Origin of the sequence: Vibrio fortis (genome assembly GCF_000695685.1) — a bacterium.
GTDB classification, from domain to species: domain Bacteria; phylum Pseudomonadota; class Gammaproteobacteria; order Enterobacterales; family Vibrionaceae; genus Vibrio; species Vibrio fortis_A.
On record NZ_JFFR01000014.1, the window covers coordinates 1 to 17058 of the forward strand.

Annotated in this window: 19 protein-coding genes; 9 read left to right on the forward strand and 10 right to left on the reverse strand. The window is 41.9% G+C overall.

Going from position 1 to position 17058, the window contains the following annotated elements; all coding sequences use genetic code 11:
• The first annotated feature begins 98 nt into the window (after positions 1-98).
• On the forward strand, positions 99-1091 hold the full coding sequence (locus VFDL14_RS13135) for a hypothetical protein (RefSeq protein WP_032550898.1): 993 nt from the start codon (positions 99-101) through the stop codon (positions 1089-1091).
• Positions 1092-1238: 147 nt separating this feature from the next.
• On the forward strand, positions 1239-1604 hold the full coding sequence (locus VFDL14_RS13130; protein WP_032550900.1) for a hypothetical protein: 366 nt from the start codon (positions 1239-1241) through the stop codon (positions 1602-1604).
• A 220-nt stretch (positions 1605-1824) separates the two neighbouring features.
• Here VFDL14_RS13130 and VFDL14_RS13125 read toward each other — a convergent pair whose 3' ends face one another.
• Both VFDL14_RS13125 and VFDL14_RS13120 read right to left on the reverse strand, forming a co-directional pair.
• Positions 1825-2715 (reverse strand): NAD-dependent epimerase/dehydratase family protein, encoded by an 891-nt coding sequence (locus VFDL14_RS13125; RefSeq protein WP_032550901.1) that lies wholly within the window; start codon positions 2713-2715, stop codon positions 1825-1827.
• 29 nt (positions 2716-2744) lie between these two features.
• A complete protein-coding gene (locus tag VFDL14_RS13120; protein ID WP_200870291.1) occupies positions 2745-3179 on the reverse strand; it encodes a DMT family transporter in 435 nt (144 codons plus the stop codon).
• Positions 3180-3294: 115 nt separating this feature from the next.
• Here VFDL14_RS13120 and VFDL14_RS13115 point away from each other — a divergent pair, with 115 nt between their 5' ends.
• From VFDL14_RS13115 to VFDL14_RS13105, 3 genes are all read left to right on the forward strand, one after another.
• Positions 3295-4263, forward strand: coding sequence for a LysR family transcriptional regulator (locus VFDL14_RS13115; protein ID WP_032550903.1), 969 nt, complete (start codon positions 3295-3297; stop codon positions 4261-4263).
• Positions 4264-4609: 346 nt separating this feature from the next.
• Entirely contained in the window at positions 4610-4954 is a 345-nt protein-coding gene (locus VFDL14_RS13110) for an antibiotic biosynthesis monooxygenase family protein (protein ID WP_032550905.1), read from the forward strand.
• Between the two features lie 131 nt (positions 4955-5085).
• A complete protein-coding gene (locus VFDL14_RS13105; protein ID WP_050487410.1) occupies positions 5086-5736 on the forward strand; it encodes an ArsR/SmtB family transcription factor in 651 nt (216 codons plus the stop codon).
• Between the two features lie 169 nt (positions 5737-5905).
• Here the strand turns inward: VFDL14_RS13105 and VFDL14_RS13100 are convergent, their stop codons facing one another.
• Positions 5906-7645: an SdpI family protein gene (locus VFDL14_RS13100; protein WP_032550908.1), complete on the reverse strand. Its 1740-nt coding sequence runs from the start codon at positions 7643-7645 to the stop codon at positions 5906-5908.
• A gap of 688 nt (positions 7646-8333) precedes the next feature.
• The gene (locus VFDL14_RS13095) at positions 8334-8942 is read right to left on the reverse strand and encodes a LysE family translocator (RefSeq protein WP_032550909.1); all 609 of its coding nucleotides are present in this window, start codon (positions 8940-8942) and stop codon (positions 8334-8336) included.
• A gap of 161 nt (positions 8943-9103) precedes the next feature.
• Here VFDL14_RS13095 and VFDL14_RS13090 point away from each other — a divergent pair, with 161 nt between their 5' ends.
• On the forward strand, positions 9104-10462 hold the full coding sequence (locus tag VFDL14_RS13090) for a PLP-dependent aminotransferase family protein (protein ID WP_032550910.1): 1359 nt from the start codon (positions 9104-9106) through the stop codon (positions 10460-10462).
• A gap of 513 nt (positions 10463-10975) precedes the next feature.
• Positions 10976-11701 (forward strand): SDR family NAD(P)-dependent oxidoreductase, encoded by a 726-nt coding sequence (locus VFDL14_RS13085; RefSeq protein ID WP_032550912.1) that lies wholly within the window; start codon positions 10976-10978, stop codon positions 11699-11701.
• Positions 11702-11763: 62 nt separating this feature from the next.
• Here VFDL14_RS13085 and VFDL14_RS23655 read toward each other — a convergent pair whose 3' ends face one another.
• Both VFDL14_RS23655 and VFDL14_RS13080 read right to left on the reverse strand, forming a co-directional pair.
• A complete protein-coding gene (locus tag VFDL14_RS23655) occupies positions 11764-12150 on the reverse strand; it encodes a MerR family transcriptional regulator (protein WP_084181854.1) in 387 nt (128 codons plus the stop codon).
• A gap of 26 nt (positions 12151-12176) precedes the next feature.
• Entirely contained in the window at positions 12177-12611 is a 435-nt protein-coding gene (locus VFDL14_RS13080) for a bacteriohemerythrin (protein ID WP_032550913.1), read from the reverse strand.
• 336 nt (positions 12612-12947) lie between these two features.
• Between VFDL14_RS13080 and VFDL14_RS13075 the strand changes: the two genes are divergently transcribed.
• A complete protein-coding gene (locus VFDL14_RS13075) occupies positions 12948-13262 on the forward strand; it encodes a hypothetical protein (protein WP_032550914.1) in 315 nt (104 codons plus the stop codon).
• A gap of 38 nt (positions 13263-13300) precedes the next feature.
• Complete coding sequence (locus VFDL14_RS13070) at positions 13301-13783, forward strand: TetR family transcriptional regulator (protein WP_225311032.1); 483 nt, start codon at positions 13301-13303, stop codon at positions 13781-13783.
• 161 nt (positions 13784-13944) lie between these two features.
• On the opposite strand, the gene VFDL14_RS13065 is transcribed toward VFDL14_RS13070, so the two are convergent.
• From VFDL14_RS13065 to VFDL14_RS13050, 4 genes are all read right to left on the reverse strand, one after another.
• Positions 13945-14676 (reverse strand): EAL domain-containing protein, encoded by a 732-nt coding sequence (locus VFDL14_RS13065; RefSeq protein WP_032550915.1) that lies wholly within the window; start codon positions 14674-14676, stop codon positions 13945-13947.
• A 49-nt stretch (positions 14677-14725) separates the two neighbouring features.
• Entirely contained in the window at positions 14726-15643 is a 918-nt protein-coding gene (locus tag VFDL14_RS13060) for a methyl-accepting chemotaxis protein (RefSeq protein WP_032550916.1), read from the reverse strand.
• A complete protein-coding gene (gene nrtS, locus VFDL14_RS24680) occupies positions 15643-15885 on the reverse strand; it encodes a nitrate/nitrite transporter NrtS (RefSeq protein ID WP_050487403.1) in 243 nt (80 codons plus the stop codon). Before nrtS ends, VFDL14_RS13060 begins: the two co-directional genes overlap by 1 nt.
• A gap of 189 nt (positions 15886-16074) precedes the next feature.
• Complete coding sequence (locus VFDL14_RS13050; RefSeq protein ID WP_032550919.1) at positions 16075-16992, reverse strand: LysR family transcriptional regulator; 918 nt, start codon at positions 16990-16992, stop codon at positions 16075-16077.
• Positions 16993-17058 lie beyond the last annotated feature (66 nt).

Sequence of the window (17058 nt, forward strand, 5' to 3'; positions counted from 1 at the left end):
TGACGCACTAATTATGGCTCTGGCTTTTAGCTAACCCACGATATTGGAGGCTAGCACCTCGTGGGGGTCATTATGTCTATGAAAATTAGGATACATTAATGAAAGATTTACCATGGATGACGGTGTTGGGCACAATGCTAATAGTTTTTACGTCCGTCCAGTCAAGTGCGGCTGAATTTCAAGTTGATGAGACTAATTCCACTGTTTCTATGAACTACCATCCAGCATCAACAATTAAGTCATGTCTAGACTCATCTAATTGTACTAGCTTGTCGTTCAACTCTCGTGCAATAGATAACCTATTAGCCGGGCGTGAAGTTAAATCAGATATGGACGACAACAAAAACATCAGCGCGCAAGCGCTTAGGAGCGGACAGCTTTACTCAATTTCTGAAAAAGCTACAAGTTTCTTTAAAGCGAAACTCATTTCTCACAACCCTGTTGATAGAAAAATAACTATTTCTTACTCAATCTCCCTTACTGCATCCGAGAGCAAGCATTCATTTTGGGAGCAAAATAAAATCGCCTCGTTATCAGGAAATAACTATGCGAAGTTCATTGATACGAAGCTATCCGTCTTGGATATTCCAAATAAAGTCCTATTAAACCAATTCGAAATATTTGAAATCGCAAAATGTAGCAAATCAGATAAATATTGTTTTAGCGAGCTAGCCTATTACCCTGACTATAATTTGTATCTTTTAACTAGCTCTATGAACCTTACGGAAGAACAACTCAAAGGTGCTCCAGCTGAACAAGTACTTGAAGGTATTTTGAAAACCTTTTTGCCGGTATTTAATCCGTTGGCTGCCAAGTTCTATAACGTTCCGCCAACGTATGAAAACGATAAGAACCTCAGCGACTACTCTCTGGATTCAATCATATTAGGTATAGATGTCGCTGTTGATGACAAACAATATGTTGGTTATGCAGGGGTTGAACAGAAAGAGCATTTGAGTCTCTTTTACAATGTAGAAGAAACCAATAATTCAGTGGTGCAGCTAATCACTCGCCAATGTAATGAACTTCACAGAGGAAATTATCCAAAAAACTTAGTTGAAGAACACTGCGACTATAGTGGTTCAAGGTGAATTTTCATAACAAGCATTTAAGAGGGATTCACAACGCTTGGCATTTTTGCTTCTACTTCAAATTTAGTGGTTATGGCACAATGCGTTATGTAAGGTAGTGGCGTTGTTCACCCCTTAATTGGGCGTTAGCTTTCAGGAGGATGAGCGATGTTTGCAGTACTAAGTATGATAATTTTGGTAATCATCATAATAGCGTTACTAATGAACTATTTCTTATGTCGGTCGTTCCATAGTTGTTGGAAAGAAACAGCTCGTGCCAATTGGCAAGTAATGGGTAAGCCTGATTTTAGTGAATTTTATCAGAATCAACTTGGCTTTTTTCGCCCAATAACTCTTGGTTCAAGGCTTGATCATATAGGCAGCCATGAGTTATTAGCAAAGCGCGCTCATTTAAGATGGACTTGGCTAACTGTTCTAGCAATGCTGTTTTCTGCGTGTGCATTAGTTGGCTTTGAGGCTGATTTTCGTCCTGCCAAGTCTGTAATCATTCCCATAGAAAGCATTAAGCTTTAGGCAAAAAGCTAACGTTTAAGGCTTCAAGATACTTTTCTAATCCAAATCTCGCACGTTAGAGCCTGTACTCTAACGTGCTTTTGTCCAAAATTGAGTTAGGATTTCAAACTTAATATCTCTCCACTATTCTCAGTCTCTCATCACAAACATCCCCGTTGTCCCCAGGGTTTTGGGTATGTAAACGAACTTACCTTAAATGGTCTTGTTTCAAAATGAATTATCAATAGCGCATTCTTGTGCTTGATGGAGGCAATACTTCAGCAATACCGGCATCTAATTGAGCACAGACTTCTCGGTGGTCGTATTTAGGAATCCAATTCAACTCTTTCTGTGCAAGTGATGAATCATAAACACGATCCAAGCTAGTCGGTAAACACCAACCTCTAGTAGTGAACTCTTGAACTAGATCTGGTGCATATTTTGCAATCACCTTATTAGCCTGAAGATAGAGTTGCTCAGAATCGTTTTTCTGAAACGGTGAGCCGGCTGAGATGATGTAACGATTAAACCCACTAGGTCTTACCTTAATTGCACAAACATGAGCGGAGGCGACGTCTCTAGCATCAATTCCTCTGTTTAGCCTGTGTATAGTCATTGTGTCGGCAGGCTCAGGGAAGCAGCGAGATACCTGAAGTACCGTTATCGGCAAATCGGTAGTCCTTGATATTTTTTCTAGTCGATGCTCCGCTTCGACCTTACTTTTGTGGTAGATGGTTTTAGGTAAAGGCGTTGTTCTTTCAGTAATCCAACACGCTTTACCATCTGGTGTAGACGCTGAACCATACAGTGCAGTTGTACTGGTAAATATGATGTGAGAAACACCCTCTTCGACAGCTATATTTGCAATAGCTTCAGTGGCATAAACATTAATATCAAAAAATTCATCTTCAGTGCGATTACCGATATGTGGTGCATGAAGTGCTGCCGTGTGAATAACGATATCCACGCCGCGTAAAGCCACTCGCAACAGGTTTGCATCTCTTATGTCACCAAGGTGGTCAACCGTTGAGCACGGTTGAGAATCTAGGCCTTCAACATGAAATTGACTCATGAGTTGGAAGTATATGTTACGACCAATACGGCCTCCTGAGCCTGTCACTAAAACTCGCATAAGATCACCTGAACCATTAAAAATTGAAGCTACCTAATGATCAGGTAAGCGCCGATAAGCAACAGGGTAAGGCCGATAATTTTAGTGAATTCTAAATCACGAGGAATAGTGCCAAAAGCGCCTAAGTAGTCGATCACGAGGCCGGCGATGAGTTGCCCAACAATAATTAGCGTAACGCCAGATACGGCACCTAATTTGGGGATCGTATGGCTAACAGTAAGAAACAGTACTAACCCAAGTCCACCACTACATAACATATACCAAGGCAGTTCTCGCCATTGCGCGATATCTTCCCCACGGCGAGAAAGTAAAAGCACTCCAGATGCCACTAATCCACCTAAATGAACAATAAAACTGCTGGCTGCGCCACCCACTCTTTGCGACATGGCACCTGCAATTGGAGTTTGAGTTCCTACGGCGATGCCACCAATTAGTCCGATCACTACTGTTAGTATGAGTTCCATTATCTTGTTCTCCTTTAATGTAAAGTTACGAGCACAAGGTTAAACAATTCGTTCTATGAACAAAAATGGATTATATTCAATATAACTATTCTCTGTAGGCATAGATGATGAACGAATGAGTATCGAAAATTTAAACAGACTTGATTTAAACCTACTTGTAACTTTGCATGTGTTATTAGAGCAGCGAAATGTAACTAGGGCGGCTGAACACTTAAATTTAAGCCAGTCAGCAATTAGCAAAAGCTTGGCAAGGCTTCGGGTGTTGTTTGACGATCCATTATTGGAAAGGTCTGGCTATGGGATGGAGCCCACTCTCAAGGCTAAACAGATTCAATCCGAGTTAAAGCGCTTACTGATCGACATAGAGAGAATCACAGCTCCGACAACATTTAGTCCCACTAAAAGTTCTCGAAAGTTCCGCATTGCTGTAGTAGAGAGCTCTTATTCCTTGATTTTCCCGAAGTTTATAGCAGAAGTGCTATTGCATGCACCGAATATAACTATCGACTCATGCCGTTGGGGAGCTGATACTTTTGAACGCCTACAACGGGGAGAATTGGACTTTGCTATAACAGGTAAAGACATGAAACCAGAAGATGAAGTGCGCACATTGATGCCCCCGAAAGGCATTGTTTCTCAAGAGCTGTACCAAGATGAACTTTGTTGTTTAGTCAATCAGAATCACCGTTGCCTAGACGAGCCTTGGGACCTCAAACACTATCTCGCTCACAGGCATATTATGGTAAAAAATTATTCGAACGAGCGTTGGTTGGTTGATTTGAAATTGGCAGAAAAAGGATATGAACGAAATGTTGCTTTATACGTGCCAGATTTCAATAGCGCTGCAGAGTTATGTAGTCATACTGAACTTATCCTTACAGCGCCTAAACGATTTGCTGAACATGCCGCGAAGAGAATGGATCTGCGAGTCTTATCATTGCCGATTTGTGTTCCTCCATTAACTTACCCGTTGTTTTGGCATGAAAACAGAAGCCGAGATTTAGCTCATTCTTGGTTGAAACAGTTTATTGTTGAGCGATACGATGTTAATGCCACAATCACCGCTCGACAGAATTCTGGTTAGTCTCTTAAGCTAAGTTCTCTACTGTTTGATCTACTCCAACTCGCTTTTGTCCAAAGGTTTTTGAGTGGGATGTTGGGGCACTAGGACGTTTTTACGTGTCGCTGAAGTTAAGTAGAATAGGGCGTTTTGGTGTTTTCATGAAGACAGAATGAGCGTTTTCCCCACGCCGTTTCACTCAAAATATCCCCATCGTCCCCGGAGATTTTTGGGTGGGATAGTGGATGCCAGATAGTCTCAATGCGTTGACCTAGGTTAGACGTTATCCATACTTCGGCCATCGACGAAGTATCAAGAAATCTGCTTGTTAAAATGACCACTTTAATGAAGCCAGATCTGAGAGATAGATATGATAGCCGTAATTTTTGAAGTTCAAATTGCTGAGGGACAAACATCAGAATACTTAAGTATTGCTAATGAGATAAAATCACAATTAATTGAGATACGAGGGTTTATTTCCGTTGAACGATTTCAAAGCTTAACCAACGACAACAAGGTACTTTCTTTGTCCTTTTGGGAAAATGAAGAATCGATTCAAGCGTGGCGTGCATTAGAGTCGCATAGGTTTGCGCAAGCTAAAGGGCGTGGTGGCGTGTTTGAAGGTTATAGGCTGAGAGTGGCAGGTGTTATGAGAGATTATGGTATGAACCATCGCTCAGAAGCTCCCAAAGAAAGCGTCCAAGCGCATGGGTGACATAACAAACTGAGCATTGTCACGACCAGAAGCACACCAACCATACTCACTTTAGCGATATAGGTAATGTAAATTTGAGCCAGCAAGATAACCTTTCTGATGGTTTGGAAAACTATAGTCAAGAAACCGATATGGCTGCATTAGCGGCCGCTATGGCCGATGCTTCGAGGATGAAGATTCTCTGCGCGCTTATGGATGGAAGAGCTTGGACTGCAACAGAGCTGAGTGCTGTTGCTGGCATTGCTGCATCTACATCCAGTTCGCATCTGTCACGTTTGGTCAAAGCTAATCTCTTGATATGCATATCTCAAGGTCGCCACCGATACTTCCGCTTGGCCAACAACAGTATTGCTTCGCTCTTAGAGAGTATGATGGGCGTTACGTATCAAGCAAGCAACTCGTCGAGATCGAAGGTTCCTGAAGTGTTGCTCACAGCAAGAACGTGTTACGATCACTTAGCAGGCGACATTGCAGTAAAACTATACGACTCTTTAATTTCACACGGATTGCTTGAACGTGATGGAAGGGATTTAACTTTGCAGGGTAAAGAAAAATTTCTACGGCTCGGTATTCGCACAGAAGCAACAACAAAACGTAAGAAATGTTGCCCATGTTTGGACTGGAGTGAGCGAAAGTTTCACCTTGGTGGGTTCTTGGGAGCATCGTTACTCGAGTTTCTTGAATACAATAAGTGGATAGAGCGAGTACCGGGATACCGAGAAGTAATGATTACGCCTAAAGGCTATCAAGAACTAAGTAGGCACTTTCAAGTGAATAAATAACCCTTTATATATTCCTCAAAACAACCCTTATTATCCCAACGGACAAGTAGCCCTTCAAGGAACTGAAATCAGCTCTTATCTTGTCACTCAAATAGACAAAGAAGTGAAAAGCTTACGGCTTAAATGGAGAGTAGTTAGCCAGCGATAATGCATCGCTGGCTTGAGCTGCTTAACCAAGTACGTTGAGTTGTTTTTGCAACTGTTGCAGGGAATCTTTGAATTCAGAGACCCTAACTTGCAGTGGTTTGAGTAGCGTTTTGCGCTGACGTTTGTTCTTGAACGATGAAGTGATTCGTTTGCATAGAGCAAAGACGTTAAACAAGATGGCACCAATGATACTGATGGAGATCAGAACCTCTAAATTTACAAACACTCCCGCAATACCAGCGATGAAAAATAGTATGTTCCATCCCCACCAAGCGTTGGTTCCTTGTACATCAGAATAGTTGGCGAACGATCTATCGTTGTACTCTTTATCTTTGGAAATGTTGTAAGCATACTCAAAGTAATAATGGTAGTTATCTTCGCACTCAAGGTAGCTATCGGCAATTGCTAACCAATCACCTACATCAACGTCACCTAAGATATCTTCAGAAAGAGTAAAGGTTTCCGTTTTGCCTGATACATACTCGAGAATGACCTTGCCTTTCAGCGTTGACGAGCGATTACGGTAACTAGAGTGTTCCTTATCATAGGTAGAGTATTGATAGTTATTTCCGCGATAATGTTTAGTTTCTGTCGTCGTCGTTGTGTGATGAGTGATGTCAGAGACATCAGCATTGACCGACTTAGATTGCACTCGAGCCAAAATAAACTCATTGGTTAATGTCCAATGACGTGCACCACTCAACGCATAGTGATGGATATATTGGTCTTGAGAGTTATAGGAGTATATTTCGTTGAGTCGTTGTTGAATATCGCTTACAGAGACGGAGGTTGGTGCGGATGCGACTTGTGCATGCTCACGTTGTGCCACTTCGTGTTTGGTATTGCTTGCTTCATGTATTGGTTCTACTGAGCCAATTGCGGCAAACTCAGCACTTGAGGCACGTTGTGCGGTGATCGCTGGTGACTCTTGCACCGCACTTTGGTTACCACAGCATATGCAGTATCCGCTGTTCTCAGGTAGGCGCGTATTACATTGAATACAAATAACATCTGAAGATTGCTTAGGTCGCTCAATATTGTTGTAACCCAATTGATATTTGGTCACTTTTAATAGTTTTTTGAATGATGCGTTCAACGCCTCATGTTGTGCAGTGGCCAAAGCAAATTTCTTTTTGTTCCGTTTAAGTTCCAGAAACAAAACAATGAGTGCGACGGCGATGCTTATCACCCAAGCTGGCTCAGACCCCGAACGTGAAGCGTTAAATAGCGGAATTGCAGATAAAATACCGGCGATAATCCACAGCCATGCAGTTTTTTTACTCGGGCTTGGGTAGAGATTTTCAACCGTATAGCACTGTCCGTCATCACTATGAACAACGACACAGGGTACCGCTTGGTCATCTTTGACAAACTTTTTCGCATCGCGGCTTTTTTTGTATAACAGATTCATAGTCGTTGGGTAATAGAGCGTAAGAATATCGCCCCGACTAATGGATGCGGTGTATTTGTGTTCTGCTGAAATCGAGGTTTCGATTATCTCACCTTGGTTAGTTTCCAGCTTGATCCACCAATATGAGTATTCGAGGTTTTGTGAAGAGTTTTTGGAGAAGCGCTTATAAAGTCTCGACTCCAGAACTCGGCCAGTTTTTGCCTCGGCTTCTTTGTAGTACTGCCTAACTTCATCGAAGATGCCGGGGCAAACATCTTCTACGCTGTGTTTCTTTGGTACGCTGCTGAGTACTTCTCCACAGTCAGCACAGTATTTATCGCCATGAAATACCGTGCTTTGGCAATGTTTCATGTTATGTCCCTATTTGGATAAAAAAAGGGGCAAATTACGTTACCCCTTAGAGTGAGAGAAATTAACGTACATCAACGAGTGGCATTATTTTGCTTAAAGTAATCTTTCCAGAAAGACTTTCATTTGTTTGTCGATCGCACTGAAATGTATTGTTTGTTGCCTGGAATGACACCTATGCTGATAACGTATATATCCGCCTGATTGAATTTGGAGTGGTAAATGATCTGATTTAGAGCGATCCATAGAAGCTCCTTGTTTAGAATTGTTACAAACATCATGTAACTGAATCAAGATGGGTTAGCTATCAAGGTTACTAATAAGTTATGAATTGTGATGTATATCTACAAGTGGCAGTGTGCATGAGTTTATGAATCGAATGCGTCAGCGTTCGGCATACCAACGGGCTATGGAAAAAGGAGGGAGGTTTACTCCTTTAGCCGAATAAAGTGTCAGTGTTGGGCGCACATTTGACGACTAACCTAAACCTGAACTCAAGAGCTGCTAGTCGTTATAGCCAGCGGTTATTCATACAAACTTTTTAGCGGAACAATCCTCTTATTTTCAAGAGTTTATGAGATAGAATAATGGGGCTTGATAGGAACCTTCTGTCCCCAAGTACACTGCTTTTTTGGAATGCGAATTTAGATCATCAACTATTGTAGTTATATTAAACACTAATATTCCTTATTCAGATTGAGTTCTCAAACACTGGCAACAATGATACAAATGTTATCGCTGCTAGGCTGATATTGAACATACGCTGCTTTAATGTGGTATTGAGATAAACACGGATTTTTTGACCAACCCAGACCCAAGTCATATTGGCAAACAGTCCGAACGTCGTAAACACGAAAGAAATCAATGCGACAGATAACCAATAGTCAGAGGGGAGGCTATAGCTTGTGACCAAAGCAAGTGATGCCATCCAAGCCTTCATGTTACCCAGTTGAAACAACGTAGCTTGAGTTAGGTTGATTGGTTTGCTTTTGGTGGCTTTAGCCGCGAAAGAGTTGGTACACAACAGCTTTACGATCAACCAGAACATGTAAGCCAGACCGATGTATTTTATTGCGAGATACCAATTTGGATGGGTTTGGATTGCAACACCGACACCACACGCGCAAAGCAGAATTAACCCGATAACACCAATACGTATACCAATTAGGTGTCGCCACGACTTCCGGATACCAAATTGTGCCCCTGAATTAGCGAGCAATAAGTTATTTGGACCGGGCGTGATGGCAGTAACAAACGCAAATAAACTCATCGCTGGCATTAGGTCCCATAATGTTGTCATTTCCTTTCCTCTCAAATAAGTGCTTCTGAGCTAAGAGTAATGGGGCGAAGTGAGAGAGACCTACAGTTAATGCGTCATGGTGACAATTCTTTAATTTCATTTTCGTCAGGCCTTATTTATCCTGAATACAAGAATTAATTGTACCCCTTTGGAGAGAGACAATGTTAGTCCCTGATATATCGGGTCGTTCGGGACCTAAGTTTATGGCACTGGCTGATGCGATTGCTGAGGTGATAGAGAGTGGTGAACTCGAACCAGATACGAAATTACCCCCTCAGCGTATTTTGTCTTATCGCTTGGGTGTGACGGTTGGAACCGTGACAAGAGCGTATCAGGAGCTTGAGCAGAGGGGCTTAACAGAGCCAAAAGTAGGAAGCGGTACTTATGTTCGGAACAGAGAAACTGAACTGAACCACTTTTATCATCCAGTATTGGAAGAGAAAGGAATTGATTTGGCGCGCTGCCGACCTTTGTTAGTATCGCAGCCGAAATTTCTAGCGAATGCGCTGAAAGAGCTATCTCACGAGGAAATTGCACAGGCAGCCGTGCTGGATTACTACTCCGCTGATGGCATTCAAGGTCATAACGAGACTCTTCGACAATGGCTGATGACCAAATTTAATATCGACATTGATGCACGGCGTCTAGTGTGGACTCATGGAGGACAACACGGGATCTCGTTGATTATTCAAGCATTAAGCCGTCCTAAAGATACTATTCTTGCCGAAGGGCTGTGTTATCCAGAGTTCATTTATGCGTGCCAGCAATCCGAACGAAAACTAGTGCCAGTAAAAGTCGATGAACATGGATTAGATCCAGAAGATCTGGCTTTACATTGTAAGAGACATCGTCCCAAACTGCTTTATCTGACGCCGGGAATACAAAACCCGACTGGAGCTCAGTTAACAGATAGTCGAAGGCTAAAAATCATAGAGATATGTCGTCGTTACAATGTGTTGATTATTGAGGACGACGTGCTCTACTGTCCGCCATCTCATCGAAAGAGTCCTTTAGTCGCTATTGCTCCGGATATTACCTTATACGTCGGCAGTTTTTCTAAGTACTTCGCGGGTGGATTGCGACTGGGCTTTATCATTCTCCCATTGTCTTTCAAAGAGTTACTGCAACGAGCGCTAAGAGCCAGTTGTATGTATGTTAGTCCTCTAATAATCGATCTGCTTTGTCGTTGGTTAAGCAGTGGTGCTATGCAGTCGGTCGACGAAGAGATCGCGATGGAACTGAGTGCTCGCCATCGCATCTGGGAGGCTGTATTTCCCGAAGTTCAGATTGGCGTTCCTGGCTATAATGTATGGTTACGTTTGCCCGAGCCATTAACCGGTTATAATTTTAACCAGTCGTTGTTGAAATATGGAGTCAGAGTGAGGGAAGCAGAAATGTTTGCTGTGGGTAGGTATGAAGTGCCAGCAGCGGTGAGGATTTCACTTGCAGGTCCACTAAGCCGTCCACAATTGCAGTCCGCTTTAGAGACTGTCAGGGAGCAAATCGCACGGCTCACTTAACGTTCATAGATACTAGTGATTATTTATGGAGTTAGTTGGTCGTGATGTATAAGTAATATCGTTATTGGATTGATGGCATAGATATGCCTAAATCGACTGAATGTCTGAAAAAGCTATTTATATTCCCTCTAGTTTTGAGCCATTCGGACTCCGGCTAACCCACTTTTGTTCATAGGTGTGCTTTAGTCGTTCATGGCAAACACACCTTGTGCTATTTACCGCTAGCAACCTCACTCTTCACAACTTTTAATCAGTGTTAGCTTTTGCTGGTGTTCATCAAGTAGATTTGTGATTAGGCAGAGTGGGCACTCTAAGTAGGGAGGTGTTTTAAAGTAGGTATTAGTAGAGACTTTCTTCTATATGTTCTCTATTGACCTAATCAAGGAGGCATGACCAAGAAATCGCGCCAGTTTATTTAGCCTCTATCAGGCTCGATATAACGATAGCCTTACCTATTTTTTTATGCGTTTTCACCCTAGAATTGAGACCATTACAAACAACCAAGAACGCAGAATGTATAAAGATAAAGTGGTCGTTATTACTGGTGGTAGCCAAGGCATCGGCAAACACCTCGCTATGGCTTATCTAGAGCAACAAGCAAAAGTGATCGTATTTGACATTGCCCCAAACCAGAATCCAAATGTCGATTTTTACCTTGTTGATTTAGGAAAACCTGAGTCGGTAGATCAAGCTTTTAACGAGATCAAAAGTCAATATGGCAAAGTTGATGTGCTCATCAATAATGGTGCGATTGCCAATTTTAACAAACCTATTGAACAACTCACATTTGAAGAGTTTTCACGTGTGATTGATGTCAATCTCAAAGGTGCGTTTGCCTGTTCTCGACGATTTATTGAGTTGAACCATGCTCAACCTTATGGGCGAATAATCAACATCGCTTCTACGCGCTGGAATCAAAACGAATCGGGTTGGGATGCTTACGGTGCATCAAAAGGTGGTGTGGTTTCCATGACACAATCTATGGCCATCTCGTTGTCAGACACACCAATTACAGTCAACGCGGTCAGTCCGGGTTGGATTCAAGTAGAAGGGTATGATGAGCTTGATAGTTTCGATCATCAGCAGCATCCATCCGGTAGAGTAGGTAAGGCTGAAGACGTTGTTAATGCGTGTCTGTTTCTAACGTATCCAAAGAATGACTTTGTTAATGGCCATAACTTGGTTGTTGATGGGGGAATGAGTAAAAAAATGATTTACCAAGATAGCTTGCTAGATTAAATCAACTGAACGACTTCTGGAGGTTGATCTTTGATAGCTCTGTTAAAGGAAACATAACCAATTCATTCAGCTTCTTTGCTCCGTGGGGAAAGGTACTTGTGGTTCTCGCAGTGACGTGCCACTTTCCCTTCTATTTTTCCAATGTGGTCTTGGATGAGATTCTTGACATCTTTAGCCTGCTGAATGATTTCATCCATACGTTCAGACTGCTTGAGTAAAATGGAAATCGCCTCTGTATCAGACATGTCATAGTTTAGGAACGCATCGAGCATTGGCTTAATTTGCTTCAGAGTTAAACCCATATTTTTTGCTTTTTGAATCAGGTAAAGCCTGTTCAATGCTTGCTCATCAAACTCCCGATACACTCGACTTCCTGCCTGCACTGGTGAAGATGATATTAAACCTAATGATTCATAGTGCCTAACGAGCTCCTTTGATACTTTGGTTATTCGCTGTGATAGGGAACGACTACGACTTAATTACTGTTTTCTAATGTCAGTAAGTTTCGGTATTTGTCTGAAGAGCGTAGATACCTTGCTAAAGCACGATCATTTTGTTCTGCGATGATATGGTCGATGAGCCAACGCGCCATAAATACAATGATTTCTTTAAGTTCGATCTGCCCATTAACGTAGTGTGTATACTGGTTTCTCAGCTTTTTGAGTAGCATTTTATGTACTTTTTGGTGCTGCTCAAACCCATCGTAGTGGGTGATCATCATGATGTTATCTTCACTTAAAAAGTGAAACTCAGCGTAAGCAATCACCTCATCAATTAAGCGGCGTACAATCGCTTTGGACTCGTTCTGAAACATGATCAGTTTGTTAATCATTGCCAACAAGTTCTTATGTTGAAGATCGAGCTCTTCTACATCTAAGCTGTACTCTTTTTTCCATGTATAGAGATGCATTGTGATCCTCTATTATTCTCACTAGATTTGTTATTGATAGAATGATCTGCACTTTATAGATTTCTTTGGTGAATGGGTAACTTAACCATAGTTTTTGTGAGGATAGCTCGGTTTACATAGCTCTCATGTTTCATAGTTTCAGTATAACTGACGGGAAAGTAAGAGCTTTTTCATCATGACGTTCTTAATAGCCTGCCGAGACAAACAACGTTTTGATATTGATGCGTAGATACCTTCCATTTTTTCAGAAAAACATAAATGAATTAATGGTCAACGTCCGCTATCATGAGGGCGAAATGTAAGAGCGATAAAGCGAAACTGGGAAAAGAGATGACTATGAAGCAAGATGTTAGCATAAGCATTAATGCCATCACTGAGCAGATCCGATACAAAATTATCAATTACGGCTCGATGTGGGTTACTGCGACCCAAGCATTGCTGTGTCTCACGGTTGGCTACTATGTCGGCATTGCAGAGTTTGGCGTAAAAGATGACTTTGAATCGCTTTACCAACGAGCGGACAAAGCGATGTATAAGGCCAAGGTAGGAGGCCGTGATCAGAGCATCATTTGTTTCGAAGAATGTGCGATCTGTAATTCGGATTTACAAACGAATGCTAACGTCGATGTTCTAGGTCTGAGCGGGAAATAAAGGACAATTTTAAATTTATGTACATATAAGGTGAATATTTGCGTTATGATGCTGATCTGGAACAGTTAATGGAGAAAGAGATGCCTAGAGTAAGCCAAGAAGTAGCCAAGCAAACCCGTAAACGTATTATCGAATCAGCGATAAAAATCGTTACGCTTGAAGGCTCTAAACATCTGACGTTCTCTAACATCGCTAAGAAAGCGGATATCAGCCGCTCTGGTATTAACTGTCATTTCAAAAGAAAAGAAGATTTAATGGATGAAATCCGCCCAGTTCTTGCTGAGCGTGTAGAACAGGCTTTAGACTTTTCATCACCTGACAACTTTTTCCAATCTTGGCGTAATGCTGTTGATAATGATCGTATGTTCCGAAACTTAATCGCTAACTTAGAGTATGTGATTGATGGAAAAACTGGTACGGCAAGCTTGATTGAAAAAATTCAAGGCGACAAAGAAGAGGTAATTAAAACTACCTATATGGCAATTGGCTACGCAGTTATTCATATTGGTAAGGCAGGATAACGTTTATTTTTGAGCAGAAACCTAGGGCGACTCTAGTTAGGGCTGTCATTGTTTTCTCGCAACTGACCTCATATAACTGGATAAAAGCCTAGATCCAGAAGCTGCTTTCGTTTTCGTAATGCACTAGGTATCGCAATGCAATAGGGCTAGGTTTTTGAGACTCAAACAAGTGGCTGTGGCTTATCAAAAAGATAACCTTGCGCTAGGTCGATGTTCAATTGCTGCGCCATTTCGAGCTGGACTTGTTCTTCTATTCCTTCAGCTAGAACAGCACCACCGTAGGAATGGACTGCTTTGACGACGGCTTTTATTTCATCGACTAGAGTAGGATCAAACGTAAGCCTACTGATGATTTTGATGCAAAGCTTGACTACCTCTGGTTTAACCTCATCGATCAGCGCCAAATCAAAAAATCCACAGCCAACATCGTCAAGCCAGAACTGATAGCCTTGCTTTCTTAGTTGTGCCATTCGTTGTTTTATTGGTTGCCAATCTTGTATAGGTAAGTGTTCAGTGAGCTCAATCTTAATTCTTTCAGCCAGTGCGTAGCGATTTAGTATTTGAAATACTGTCTTGTCTAACAATAGGTTAGGAGCAAGATTGACGGTGTAACATCCTGTCGATGTAAGGGCGGCAATGTTTTCAAGATGAACTTCGAGGATGACAATTTCCAATTGCCTGCTGAGCTGTTGTGATTGAGCTGCGATAAACAACTGATCGGGTCGATGCCACAAGGAGTTTAAAGGGCCACGAACTAAAACCTCATGTCCATAAGTAGTCTGGCGTTTAAGATCTCGAATAGACTGAACATATGAATATAGTGAACGCTTACTTAAGATATCACTCAGTGAAACAGCAGTTCTTGTTTCAAGTGGTGTTTGGCTTTGGTTCATGTCGCAATTTTCCTTGTTTGCTTACACGCTATCAGAGCTAAGTATTTCTTTATTGGCCCGTTTTATCATCCAGTTGCAGATAAGATAAAGAGTTGACGATCTGTTCCGCGAGTTCATGGTTGTTGCCCGAGAGGCTTATTGAGAGCTTGGTGTCTTCAACCAGGGCTTCCATGTTTTGTTTAACCGTATTGGAGTCGGACAGTTGAGTCTCAATGGCGTCCATAATGGTTTTAGAAGATGTTTTACTATCAAGTGACATGTTCATCAAATTCTGCATTTTATGCATTGTGTCTTTGGTTACTTCTGAGCTGAGAATAATGACGTCTTCAACCTCTTTTTGTTTATTGAAAATGCTGTCTGATATCTTTGAAATCGACGCCATTTCTGTATCAATGCTCTCAGCGGACTGATTCGCCGTGTTCGCGAGTTGACGGACTTCGTCTGCGACTACTGCAAAACCGCGGCCATGCTCTCCAGCTCGAGCAGCTTCAATCGCGGCATTAAGCGCCAACAGGTTTGTTTGTGCAGCGATGCCTTTAATAGAATCCACCAATTGGGTGACGTTCTTGTTAATCTCATCCAATGATTCGAGTAGTTCGCTAAATTGGCAGATCTTTTCTTTAGACACCAACACCTGCTCTTCCAAAACCTCTAGCTTGTCGATGGTATTGGCTGCAGTCTCCGCCGTTAGACTGGAGTATTGATGACTCTCACAAGACAGCTTGTTAATGCTTTCTGACTGCTCAATGAAGTGGTTCACTAACTCATAGCTCTGTTCAATCGACTCAGCACGACTTCGTGACGCTTTATGAACATTAGCCGCATTGACGTGAATTCTCTTTGCATAGTCGGTGGGATCATTCTGTTTGAATAAAGAGTACTTTTCAGAGATTTTCTCCAGTTCTGCAAGACGGCTGGTAGGAACTTCGACAATATCCGGCGAGGGTTTTTTAAACGAAAATATCATTATTGGGCGACCTTCTTTCGGGATTGAAGAGTTGCAGAAACGCTGGCTTGGGTAGACACACAAAAGGGCACGCAGTATGTCATTAAGATCTTAATGATCAGCGTTGCGTCAATGTTGCTGTAGAGTAATTTGTCACCGTGATTAATGAACATAAGAATGGTGCCAACTATCATAGAAACCTTGAGTGAGCGTTTCAGTATCGTAGGTTCGCCTGCGGTTTTAATAAACTGAGTTATAGGCATCTGCAACCTCTGTGTAGGTGAATATTGTTTTGGTGAATCATATACTTTGTTGAACGATTGTTCAAATTTATAGTGACGTTCAACACAACTTCTGTAAAGTTAATTGCAGCATATTCAATAGCTAAAGATTCTATGTACCTTAGAAGTTTTATTCATTGAATCACTGACAAGTGAAGGATAGTGGTGATTTTACTCAACCGTCTCTGACAATATTTTTATAAATTGCTCTAGTGCTGGGTTTGGCTGTTTTTTGAGCCTAGTTACAATGCCATACGTAGTTGTACCAACAAGCTCTTGTGGAAGTTCAACGCAATGAAGATTGGACCTGTCTTCATCAGTTAAAGATAAGCCAGAGATAACAGCGAAGCCCAACCCCAATGAAACATAATGCTTGAGTGATTCCATTGTCCCTACTTCATGTTTGACTTGTAAAGTGGAACTGAAACTTTCGATTTCTTGGATAAGTCTCTTACCTTCTTGCTTTTCTTCTAGGCAAATGAGCGGTCTAGACTCTAGATCCAAATATTCCATTAGGGAGGTAAGGTCATATTTTTCGACCGAAGCTATACGTTCTTGCTTCGATAATAACAAGTATGTTGAGTGAGTACTGATTGGCTTAAATATGAGATCACAGGGAATCCGACATTTTGCTATTACGCCCAGATCGATTTCATTAGTTCTAACTAACTTCAGAGTTTGATCTAAAGGCCGTGATAGTAGGCTAAGCCGTATTTTAGGGTGCTGTAGCGAAAAGCGTTTTACCTTCTCGGGCAGTAAGTAACGAAGAACCGAATCGTGCGAAGATAACAAGATTTCTCCTGACTGTGATTCACTTTCTAAAGCATGTTCAAATGAGTTTATTGAATCGAAAAGAGACATTGCGAACTGGAACGTTTGTTCACCAGCAGGCGTAATTCGCACCTTACCCCCTCGACTCCGGTATAGCTTAGACCCCAAATAGCTTTCTAGTAACTTAATCCGTTGCGAAACAGCTGCCTCCGAAACTCCAAGTTCAATGCTTGCTCTCGAGACACTTCCGCACTGCGCCATTACGTAGAAGCATCGTAGCGCTTTAAGATCCATCGCATCATAATCATTGTGTCTCATTACACCCTCTGCCCTTTCACGCTTATGGGACCCTTAGCGTTACCCTATGGCGTCAATTTTCTGCTC